Origin of the sequence: Pseudoalteromonas sp. 0303 (assembly GCF_013349995.1) — a bacterium.
Lineage (GTDB): Bacteria > Pseudomonadota > Gammaproteobacteria > Enterobacterales > Alteromonadaceae > Pseudoalteromonas.
This window is the reverse complement of sequence record NZ_JABVXF010000067.1, coordinates 1-10,594: the sequence shown is the minus strand read 5'-3', so window position 1 is coordinate 10,594 and position 10,594 is coordinate 1. Positions and strand designations below refer to the sequence as shown.

Below are 10,594 nucleotides of genomic sequence, written 5' to 3'. Positions count from 1 at the left end.
AGAGCTCGTACATAAGCACGCATTTATTCTTTTGATTGTAAATTATTGTTGTTGACAAGGGGGAGTCCACATAAGCGAAGCGTCTCTTTATCCTCTTTGTGAGTATTTGTTTCTCTCTGTGTAGCTTGTAGCGCCTCGGTTTCTTCTGTGGTTCCAATATTTTTTGCACAATGAGAAGTGAATGAGAAAACTATTAACTATTAGCTAAAACCATTTGCCACATAACATGTACCCATTTTATCTATTCATCATTGACTCACTAAAGTGATAAAGATAACCTTCAAATAAGGATGATTAATTAGTATGGATACTACTTATGGCATTAGAAATTAGAATTTGTATTGATTCAGTAACCGCTGAATTTGTGAAATGTAAAGAAGATAAAGAAGACACCTTTACCAAAGACAACAACCATATAAAAAACCAAGTTATCACTTCAGGCGCACCTTATATATGGCGAAGAGAATACTCAGACTCTTACACTCCACCTTCTAATGAACAACAAAGTATAGTTCGTCAATTTGATTTATTACCTGCGCATTCCCGCCGAAACATTGCATATATGCTTCGCGATTTTGGCAGTGAAACACTAATGGCAATCTCTGATTTTCAAAATCAGGTTATGCCATTTTTGTCTGAAAACACACATGGAATTGTTGGGTCTGGAGCAACATCAATTGAGGCTCGTAGTTCAAAGTTCGCCAATTATGCCAACAAATATGAAGCCGCTTTAAGAGATATTCGTATGGCTCATAAATCAGGAATGCCCAAGTATCACATGGTTGCATTAGAACAAAAGGCATTCAGTATATTCAAAGAGCTTAACGGTCAGTTTCGTACAGAACTGCAACGTTTTATGAGTGTAAACCGTGCAAGCCGTCGTGGCACGGTTTGGTCTAATCCGAATCGGGGTATCAATATAGCTAAATCAGCAAGGCATTCTGCCAAGCTCGATATAAGTAGCACCGCTGAATTCAATAAAATTAAGCGAATTGAGAATACCGGCCGTTGGCTTGGCAATGGCATGATTTTACTTGATGGTGCATTTAGAGCGAACAAAGTTTACAACGACTATAAAAACAATAAGGACTGGCAGCGAAGTTTATCAACAGAGCTAGCTAGTTTTGGGGCTTCAACATTTGCAGGTATCATAACAGCATCATCAGTCACCACAGCTCTATCTTCATTTCTAATTTTAACCCCATATGGGTGGGTGGTTGCTTTAGCGGTAGGGTTAGGAGCAGGTTTCTTAATGAGCCTAGCGGTTAACACAAAAAGCAAAAAGCTAACAGAAAACATATATGATAGGCAGCCTTTGATGAAAGATTTGTTTTAATGTTGATACTCAACTCAATTCTATACTGCACCATTTTCTTCTTTTTCTTAATGATGATAATGACTGTTATATTTCCGAGAATATCAGTAAGGCATATTAATAATAGAATGCTAGAAAATGGGGCTTCCCCACCTAGTTGGGATAAAGGGCTTGGAGCAAGCGCTCCTTTTTACGCACTTGCTATTTTTTTAAAAAGAGCTCGTAAGCCAACACCACTATTTGATGGTAGGTTTGTCGCCAAACATGCAAGGCCAATTGATAAGTTTCTCGCTTTTTTGCATCTTCTCTCTACATTTGGCTTTATTTTTAGTATTTCAATTATGATCTTATTAGAATATGTATTGTTATAAATAACACCACAAATTAGCAGCGAGTACACTTCTTATGATAACGCCTTATTGTTGGGTTGTAGATATAGGAATAGGCTTGTATATAGGATTTAAATCTTCGTTTTTGTAAACGAAAAAGTGAAGTCGCTAACTGAAAAAATTTTTGACAGGGAGTCGTTATTATAATGCCTAGTATAGATAAGCTTGCTCTGGCAGGTATGTTCATTTTTATGGCTTTAGCGTTTATTTTTGTGGTCTTATTTATCCGCATTTCTATCAAACACATAAATAAAAAAATGCTAAAAGATAATATTACCCCTCCGCTTTGGGACAAAGGTGTTGGCGCTAGCGCCCCCTTTTACGCCATGGCAATATTTTTTAAACGCTCGCGATTACCCACACCTCTTTTTGATGGCCGTTTTATAGCAAAACATGCAAGGCCGGTAGATAAAGTTTTAGCATTCTTGCACCTTTTCACAGTAGCAGGGCTCACAATCAGTGTGTTTACAGCCATGTATTTAGATACTGTCTAAATAAAAGAGAACTTTCGAAATGGGCTTTAAAATCTTTATTTTCTACTCCCTACTCGTATTTACAGTAGTTACTTTTGTTTCAGGCGTGCTGTTTTATAGAGTGTCAGTCAAGCATATAGATAAGCATATGGAAAAAGATGGGGTATCTCCGCCTGGTTGGGATAAAGGTATCGGCGCAAGCGTTTCGTTTTATATATTTGCTATGTTTTTTGAGCGTTCAAGAATCCCAACGCCATTATTTGATGGTCGTTTTGTAGCAAAGTACGCACGGCCTATCGATAAAGTTATTGGAGCTGCGCACTTAATCTCGGTCTTTGGATCAATTATTTGTCTATGTATCGTTTCTTATTATCAAAAATAGTTAATTTGAAAAAATCTTGATAAGAGTGCTTATATAAAATGAAGCGCCTCGGTGTCCTCTATGGTTCAAATATTCTTATGCACAATGAGAAGTGAATGAGAAAACAATGAGTGTCAGAAATAGACTACTACTTGTTTTGTAATCTCTAAAGCGCTGCGTCTCTTAGCCTCTTTGTGAGTATTGGTTTTTCTCTGTGAAGCGCGAAGCGCCTCGGTGGCCTCTGTGGTTCAAATATCTTTTTGCACAAAGAGAAGTGAATGAGAAAACAATGAGGTATAAAGACTTACTTCTCTAAAGCGAAGCGTCTCTTACCCTCTTTGTGAGTATTGGTTTTTCTCTGTGTAGCGCGAAGCGCCTCTATGTACTCTGTGGTTCCAATATTTTTTGTACAAAGATAAGTGAATGAGAAGACAGTGAGGATTTATCGTATTTACTGCCCGTATGTTTTCATAGACCTACTAGATCTTTTTCTAACCACAGAGGACACAGAGAGCACAGAGGAAGAAAACGAGATACTGAAGTGCTTTTTTCTAAAGCGCAGCGTCTCTTAGCCTCTTTGTGAGTATTGGTTTTCTCTGTGTAGCGTGTAGCGGCTCTATGTACTCTGTGGTTCCAATATTTTTTGCACAATGATAAGTGAATGAGAAAACAATGAGGTATAAAAACTTACTTCTCTAAAGCGCAGCGTCTCTTAGCCTCTTTGTGAGTATTATTTTTCTACATAGTGCCTCGTTACTTACGCTGGAGTATAAAAATATTTCCCGCCAAAAATACTTAAAATCAATTTGATATCTTTTTAGTAGCTAGCTTTAATGGTATTTTAGCGCCAAGCAATCTTGCCTATATAAAGGAAGTAACATGGCATCCAAAACCGTCGAATACTACAACCAAAATGCGCAAGCATTTGTCGATGCCACACTCGATGTAGACCTCAATGAACTTTATGACGAGTTCTTACCGCTGATCCCAAAAAAAGGCGCTTTACTCGATGCCGGTTGTGGCTCTGGCCGAGATGCTTTCATCTTTAAAGAGCGTGGTAATAGCGTAGATGCATTCGATATCAGCCCTGCTATGGCAAAGCTGGCGTCAGAATACTTAAACCAAGACGTAGCTGTAAGCAGCTTCCTAGAGCTAAATGACGTTGCCAAATACGACGGCATTTGGTGCTGCGCAAGCCTTATTCACGTAGCAAAAAACGACTTAACCGAAGCATTCAACAACCTTGCCCGCGCATTAAAGCCACAAGGCATCGTGTATGTATCGTTTAAATATGGCGAAGGCGAGCGCGAACACAACGGTCGCGAATTTACCGACCTAAACGAACAAGCCCTTGAGAGCATTATTAAAGGCACTGACCTGTTTATCCTCAAGTCATGGCAAAGCGCCGACCAACGCCCTGAGCGCGCCACAGAAACATGGCTAAACGCCATTTTGCATAGAAGAACGATATAGTAGTTTGGCTGTATAATCGAAGTTCAAATACCAAAAAGGTCGGCAATTGCCGACCTTTTAGCTTTAGTAATTAAACTCTTTTACATCAAGTTCACTTCTGCGTTCTTGCAGCGTTAATTGATGCTTTTTTGAATTCCATTTATTGTTTCTTGGGTTAGAGCTAAGTGCCGAAGTAATACTCTTTGCTGTGTTAGCATAAAAACCAATTTTGCTTTCAAGTGCACAACGCCAATCGTTTCTGCTGTGACCAAAGTAAGAGTGGTTTACAACTTTACTCTTTAACCTAGCGTAATGATGACGCCTTAATGAGCGCGACTTTTTCATATTTTATCTCCATGTTGAAAGTGGCTACTGCTTCCAGTAACCGCCTAATCGGGAGATGAAATTCAATATTAGGTATTTGCATAGAGCTTGATATCCTTAAAAGCTCAATAACACGTGGTTATTTTTAAAAATTGTTCAAGTTTTTGATAGTTCTTTAGTCTGATAAAACAAAACTTGAAAATTGATTGTAACCCGTTGCAGTGCATTTCTGCATTAAAATCCTCTTCAATAAATTAGAGTTATTATTTCATTCATCGAAAAAACCTATATTTTTCATGGTTATTCATGCTAGATTGTTCCTAAACTTAATGCTGGCTTAACGGCTCGTCATTTAGTATCAAGAAATAACCATGGAGCGGTTTATTCATTTAAGCCGCAGTAACAGGATTTAGTTTATGCGCTTAAAAGAAGCACTCAGCGTTTTATCAAAGTCTTCATTAAAGACATAGTTTGGATATGACTATGCAGCAACAGCTCGACTTTATCGCTTATATTCAACGCTTGCTGGTGGACGGGGACTTTAGTGCCACTTACAAGTTTGCCTTGTTACATGCGCTTGCTGATATAAGCATTGAAAAACAGCAAATAGATCCGAGTGCGCAATTACAAATAACGTTTGACGAATTAGTCGAAAAGTTTATTGCGTTGTATTGGCATCAAGCATCTCCTTTTGGTGCTATTGGTAATAATAGAGACCAGCTTCTTTTACAAAATACCAACTCCAAAAAACAAGCCAAAATAATCACCACACTGCACGATGCAAAATTAAATAACATTAATTCAGTTAGCCAATTAAAAAAGTGCAGTGATTGGAAAAACATACGCAGAACAACGTTACAAACCATTAAAGATGGACCGCTATGGTTATTACAAAAACTAAATGGCAAGGAAGAGTGCTTCTTATACCCTCATGTTAAAAGGCAGCAATATATTACCTTAAATCCAGGTATTGCTAATTGTTTTAGACGCTTTTACGACTTAGTTGTGTACTTAGCTAAAAATGCATGGCTACAAAAAATTCAAAGTATTAAATACAACCAATCGCTAATCGGACCACAGAGCCAACTTCATGACTTTTTATTTGGCTATGATCGCAATGCACTCAATAAAGCAAAACCTGTATTAATAGAACTACAAAAAGGCCAGTGTTTTTATTGTCAAAAGGCATTAAACAGCAAAACCGAGGTTGATCACTTTATTCCGTTTACGCGTTACGCCAACGATTTAGGCCACAACTTTGTGGCAGCTCACAGTAAATGCAATAACAGTAAACGCGACTTTTTAGCTGCGCAAGAGCACCGCGAGCGTTGGCAAGAGCAAAACCTAGTTGTTCATAATCAGTATATAACAAATGAGTTAAGCGATTATTTTAATTGTGATGCTGAAAAGTCACGCTCAGTTAGCGATTGGGCTTATCAGGTGGCACAGGCTAACAGCGCCAAATTATGGGTAGGGATAAATTGTTTTGAATTTGCTGAAAGTGTTGTTTACCAGCAGCAAAATATTGAGCTTGGTTTAGTGGCGGAAGATAAGCCAAGTTATAAAGTGTAAATAGTGAAGTTTGACGTACTGGTGCAGAGCTTGCGTACAGGATTTTTAAGGGTTTAAAACCTCTATTTGAGGTTTTATCGCGTTGGCGATGGCAACCAAAGAGATGCTGCCGCCGACCTCTCTCTGGACTCTCTCGGCGCACCCGAGAATCACACTTGATCTTCAACTTACGTTAATGAAGTGAACGTAACCAGCGTAGATAGGCCATCCATGGCCAAGCTACGCTTTGCACAGCATCCATGCTGTAAATTACTCATCATTAACTTCGTTTCAGGTGTGATCACGGGGGAATTGGAGTGTGCTGGTAGGTTGGTATTCATAGGAAAAGGTTTTGACTATATCTAGTTTGTATAAAAGAGTAACTTTAATATGACTAACGCATCATCTAAAAGCATTTTGCACGATGCTACACCTTCTTGGAATGGCTATAACTACCAAGGAAAAGTAGGCCTCTATGTTTCTTTAACTAATATTATCAAAGAAGCTCGAATAGGAATTGGTTTACCTACTTTCGATACTTTCTTAGATGAACACCATATTGAGTATGAATGGATAGAAGATTTTGCCATCAAAAGAGGTGACGAATATTTGTCTCTTCACCAAGTTAAGCATAAAGGCGAAAATAAATTTAAAGATCATGTAGAAGCAATCGCAACAATTTTATATAGAAAGAAAGGTATCCTGCCAGATACTGACATATTTAAATACTTCAACTTTAGAAGTAAAAAAGAAGGCGATACGGCAACAGCGAAAGAAAAGCTTAAAACAGAAATAAGTACTCATAAACTTATTGATAAGCAGGGGTTATTAAACAGTAACTGGAGAGATAATGTTAAACTTGTAGATATTAAGTACCGAAGCAATATTACAAAATGCTTTACCGATTTTGAAGCGCTCTCACAGAAAGCGTTCAGGACTTCAACCACTTATTTCCATACAGCTGATGAAGTTGCACCTCCCTTGGAAAATATAACCAATATTGCAGGTATACCTAGTCATTTAGTTCCAAATTTAGCTAAGCCAAAAAGTCTTTCCTGCCAAAAGGTTTTTCTCAGCTTTGATAAACCTACTGTATATAATCTTGCTTTATCTGATGATGAACTGAACTCAGAGCTAGACACACTAATCAAGGAACTCTTAGCGTTATTGCACATCGGAACAACTTTTCTTGATACAGATATCAAATTATATAAAACAGCATTGTGTTCACTTGTTGATCAGAATTTAATGTTAAGGCACCAGCACATTAGAGATAAGAAAGATCAACATATTCCCTACTTGCAGACAACTAAACCAAGTATTTCTTTTAAGGTTATTGTACAAAAGCTAAAAAGTACTTATAGAGATCAAGATGATTCATATTGGAATTTAGTGTGTCGTGAAAACTTTGAAAAGGCTTATAAAGAGCAAATTGAAGACACTCACAAGTTGTTAGCAAGCTCAGTTATTGATGATAAGAAATACCAATATTATATGGTACGGTTGGAGTCTGTTCGCCAAAATGTAATTCAACATTATTTCCCTGATGACTGTGCGGGTTTTTTGCGGCGCATATACCCTCACGTTTATCAAGGCCCGTCGAAACAACAGTATTATTCTCAAATTTCAGAGCCAAATAAAATTAAAAGTGTTTTTTTTAACTTTATTAAAAAAGTTGAAAAACCATCTGGTAAATTAACACTAAAATGCAAAAAAAAGGTTTTTGAGTATCAGCCCAGTTGTATTAATTTCAATGAAGCTGACTCTGAAGTTAAGTATATTGAGATTGAGAGAGCAAAAAAAGGGTTGGTCGATAATCAAGGTGATAAATCAAATGTTTTTACTAATGTCGATTATATCGTCGTTAATTCAACAGGTGAAAATGATGAAATTTTAGCTGGAATAGAAAAAATAACTGAAGTTGAAAGCTATGATGAAAATAGCTTAGGTACAAAAGAGTCAGATAAAATCACTCAACAAAAAGAAATTAGTTTTATAGATAGCAGAAAAGCGTTAGGAGAAATAAATGGATGATCTAATCGAGAAGATTTTTATAGAATCTCAACTCTCCTTAGTAAAAATTAAATATATTGAAAAGGATTATGATTTTACAGCGTTTGTATACATTGGTAAAAACTTACAAAGTGATTACTTTGTTTATGTTCATTTGCCGGAAAGGGTTTTGGCTCACGTTACGAATGATATTCAAATAAAGTTACTCTCTTTAATTAAAAACAATACTGATAAATTTGAGAAATTGACAGATGAAGGTGTAGAGATATCATCTGCATTTGATAAAAATGCTACTTTGATAATTTTTACTGCACATAAAGCTAGTACAAAGAAGGATGCACTAAAAAAATCTATTTCAGTTGAAGAGGACCCATACTTTTTCAAGAAGCAAGTTTTATTGTTTTCTGTTGAAGAACTTAAAATAATTAAAAGCTCTTTTAATAGTAAGGAAGGGAGTTATATTTCTTTTATTCAAAGTATAATTTCTGATTCTGAAAGGTTTAATGAATTTACAAAAGCTAACCAATTGAAATTTACTGAAAGAGAAATTGAATATTTATTTGTAGCAAAGCTTTATGAAAAAATCCCTTTCTTGTCATTAATAGTTACGCCTTCTAATCAAGAGATATTACAGAAGAATATAGATAGTAAGTTAACCGAAAAACAGTTAAGGGAATGTGAGAAGCTGCTAGAACTCGATATAAATGATCTTGAAAGCTGGCTTACTGAACTTGTAAAGGAAGATGAAACAAATGATTAAGCTAGGAAGGATGCTAATTGAGAACTTTAAATCTTTTAAAGAACCAGTTGAGTTTGATTTCACTGGTAATGATCTAGTTCTTTTTGATGGTCCAAATGGTTTTGGGAAAACAACAATATTTGATGCTATAGAACTGTGTTTTACGGGGAAAATATCTCGAGTTAAGCATACTGATGCAAAGAATAAAGAAGATCATATTCTTAAGGGAGATAATTCTAAGCCAACGACTGTTCAGTTAGAACTTTTAAATGATACAAGTACTTTACTTGTGGTCGGTATTCATATACCCGCCAATATTTCAGGCGAAGCGGGTAGGGTAGCAAAATATCAAAATGCTATTGAGCGTTTTGAAACTAATATGTGGCAGGATGAAACTGTTTTTCGTGATTTAAGTAAAAATAAGCTGGATGAAAGCAAATTAAATAATTTATTAAAGAATGAAAAACTAGATAAAACATTTACTTTGTTTAATTACATCCAACAAGAAGAAACTTGCCACTTCTTAAAACTTGATGAAAGTAAACGCCACCAAGAAATAAGTTATCTATTCGGTACAATAGAAGAAAAAAATAAAGCCGACCAATTAGATATGCTTTCAACCAAACTGAAGAAAAAAATAGATGATTACTACACCCCGTTAATCAATAAAGAAGAAGAAGAATTAGCACAGTTATCAAAACCGACTACTGAGGATGAAGATTCAGTAAGCACACTAAGTAGTGGGAAAATTGCTATATTTAGTGACTTAACATCTAGCACTGTAGAGCAGCTTGAAGTTTATAGAGATAGCTTAGAAAGTGTTGAGTGGCTAATAAAAAATAATTCTGATTATGAAAAGCTAAAATTTAATTACTTTTTACATAAAATGACAACAGAGCGAATTGACCAACTTCAGAATTATTTAAAAGTTGGCTTGTTTGAAAATTATGAAGATCTAGCAAAAAAGCTTAATAAACATAGTCTTAATTGGAAAAAGTCTAAGAGAAAAGCTGATAGCTATAGTAAGTTAATTACATTATTTGATGATAAACCAAATAGCCTCAGCGAAGATATTTTAAATATTTACAAAGAAAAATTTCCTTCAAGCTATGATGTGTTCACAACTGATATAGCTTTATTTTTAAGTTTGACGAAGACAAATAGTTCGCTAGGCTCTTTACTCATTAAAATCGATGACAGTAGAAAGAATCTTTTATCTCACTATAAAGAACATATTGGCTATGATGAAGAAAAGCAATGTCAAAATATACCTTGCCCATTATGTGGGGATATTAAGCCAACAGGACAAGCTTTACTTATTGAATATGAAAAACAATCGAAATTCTTCTCTGGACAGTTAGGAGATAATGATAAGGCACTTAAGATTGTAACCGAAAAACTAATAACAGGCCTTATTGAACCTTCTATTAGAAAAATGAAAAACTACCTCTTTAAATATAAAGATTATTTAAACTTTGATTTAATAAATGTGAATAATAATAAGAGCATAGGAGAATCTGACTTCTATGACATGATGAAAATCAGAACGTGGCTTGAATACAACATTGGGGATTGTACTCAATTTATTGATAAAAAGTTATTGGAAGTTAATGAAGATTATCACGAAAAAAAAGAGCTACTTATTACTTTTATAAATAGCCACAAAAAGCAACTTTCAAATGAACCGCTAAAAGAGTATGCACAATTAAAACAGGATCTAAAAACGTTGGGTTTAGTTTTTGATGACGCTGAAAAATTGACTATTGATTTGAATGATATTCGTAGAGACTCATCACTATTAACGCGATTGATTTTGCAGCAAAGATCTTCAACCTATAAAGAAAAAAGTTTAAAAATATCTCAGCTAAAAGAGGAATTAAAAAAGTTAAAGCTAAAGAGGCAGGGTGAGAGCATACTTTGTTAACAAGTATTAACCAAAGATAAGCTCAGCCCTGAATTCATCGTCAAAACTAGCCC

Annotated in this window: 10 protein-coding genes; 9 read left to right on the top strand and 1 reads right to left on the bottom strand. The window is 35.5% G+C overall.

The window, feature by feature from the left end; all coding sequences use genetic code 11:
* The first annotated feature begins 316 nt into the window (after positions 1–316).
* From HUS62_RS21695 to HUS62_RS21675, 5 genes are all read left to right on the top strand, one after another.
* On the top strand, positions 317–1,336 hold the full coding sequence (locus HUS62_RS21695; RefSeq protein WP_175081124.1) for a hypothetical protein: 1,020 nt from the start codon (positions 317–319) through the stop codon (positions 1,334–1,336).
* 59 nt (positions 1,337–1,395) lie between these two features.
* A complete protein-coding gene (locus HUS62_RS21690) occupies positions 1,396–1,686 on the top strand; it encodes a hypothetical protein (RefSeq protein WP_175081123.1) in 291 nt (96 codons plus the stop codon).
* Between the two features lie 164 nt (positions 1,687–1,850).
* Positions 1,851–2,198 (top strand): hypothetical protein, encoded by a 348-nt coding sequence (locus HUS62_RS21685; RefSeq protein ID WP_175081122.1) that lies wholly within the window; start codon positions 1,851–1,853, stop codon positions 2,196–2,198.
* 19 nt (positions 2,199–2,217) lie between these two features.
* Positions 2,218–2,559: a hypothetical protein gene (locus tag HUS62_RS21680; RefSeq protein ID WP_175081121.1), complete on the top strand. Its 342-nt coding sequence runs from the start codon at positions 2,218–2,220 to the stop codon at positions 2,557–2,559.
* An 858-nt stretch (positions 2,560–3,417) separates the two neighbouring features.
* A complete protein-coding gene (locus tag HUS62_RS21675; protein WP_175081120.1) occupies positions 3,418–4,011 on the top strand; it encodes a class I SAM-dependent methyltransferase in 594 nt (197 codons plus the stop codon).
* 63 nt (positions 4,012–4,074) lie between these two features.
* Here HUS62_RS21675 and HUS62_RS21670 read toward each other — a convergent pair whose 3' ends face one another.
* Positions 4,075–4,335, bottom strand: coding sequence for a hypothetical protein (locus HUS62_RS21670; RefSeq protein ID WP_175081119.1), 261 nt, complete (start codon positions 4,333–4,335; stop codon positions 4,075–4,077).
* Positions 4,336–4,797: 462 nt separating this feature from the next.
* On the opposite strand from HUS62_RS21670, the gene HUS62_RS21665 reads away from it, so the two are divergent.
* The 4 genes from HUS62_RS21665 (at position 4,798) to HUS62_RS21650 (ending at position 10,541) form a co-directional block, all read left to right on the top strand.
* Positions 4,798–5,886 (top strand): HNH endonuclease, encoded by a 1,089-nt coding sequence (locus tag HUS62_RS21665; protein WP_220095098.1) that lies wholly within the window; start codon positions 4,798–4,800, stop codon positions 5,884–5,886.
* Positions 5,887–6,255: 369 nt separating this feature from the next.
* Positions 6,256–7,899: an ABC-three component system protein gene (locus HUS62_RS21660; RefSeq protein ID WP_175081117.1), complete on the top strand. Its 1,644-nt coding sequence runs from the start codon at positions 6,256–6,258 to the stop codon at positions 7,897–7,899.
* Complete coding sequence (locus tag HUS62_RS21655; protein WP_175081116.1) at positions 7,892–8,638, top strand: ABC-three component system middle component 1; 747 nt, start codon at positions 7,892–7,894, stop codon at positions 8,636–8,638. Before HUS62_RS21660 ends, HUS62_RS21655 begins: the two co-directional genes overlap by 8 nt.
* Entirely contained in the window at positions 8,622–10,541 is a 1,920-nt protein-coding gene (locus HUS62_RS21650) for an AAA family ATPase (protein ID WP_258536837.1), read from the top strand. Before HUS62_RS21655 ends, HUS62_RS21650 begins: the two co-directional genes overlap by 17 nt.
* Positions 10,542–10,594: the final 53 nt, after the last annotated feature.

What these genes read in the sequence shown, in the direction of transcription:
- HUS62_RS21660 (WP_175081117.1), top strand. Translation starts at nt 6,256, where the DNA reads ATGACTAACGCATCATCTAAAAGCATTTTGCACGATGCTACACCTTCT.
- HUS62_RS21685 (WP_175081122.1), top strand. Translation starts at nt 1,851, where the DNA reads ATGCCTAGTATAGATAAGCTTGCTCTGGCAGGTATGTTCATTTTTATG.
- HUS62_RS21695 (WP_175081124.1), top strand. Translation starts at nt 317, where the DNA reads ATGGCATTAGAAATTAGAATTTGTATTGATTCAGTAACCGCTGAATTT.
- HUS62_RS21650 (WP_258536837.1), top strand. Translation starts at nt 8,622, where the DNA reads ATGAAACAAATGATTAAGCTAGGAAGGATGCTAATTGAGAACTTTAAA.
- HUS62_RS21670 (WP_175081119.1), bottom strand. Translation starts at nt 4,335, where the DNA reads ATGAAAAAGTCGCGCTCATTAAGGCGTCATCATTACGCTAGGTTAAAG.
- HUS62_RS21665 (WP_220095098.1), top strand. Translation starts at nt 4,798, where the DNA reads ATGCAGCAACAGCTCGACTTTATCGCTTATATTCAACGCTTGCTGGTG.
- HUS62_RS21690 (WP_175081123.1), top strand. Translation starts at nt 1,396, where the DNA reads ATGACTGTTATATTTCCGAGAATATCAGTAAGGCATATTAATAATAGA.
- HUS62_RS21680 (WP_175081121.1), top strand. Translation starts at nt 2,218, where the DNA reads ATGGGCTTTAAAATCTTTATTTTCTACTCCCTACTCGTATTTACAGTA.
- HUS62_RS21675 (WP_175081120.1), top strand. Translation starts at nt 3,418, where the DNA reads ATGGCATCCAAAACCGTCGAATACTACAACCAAAATGCGCAAGCATTT.
- HUS62_RS21655 (WP_175081116.1), top strand. Translation starts at nt 7,892, where the DNA reads ATGGATGATCTAATCGAGAAGATTTTTATAGAATCTCAACTCTCCTTA.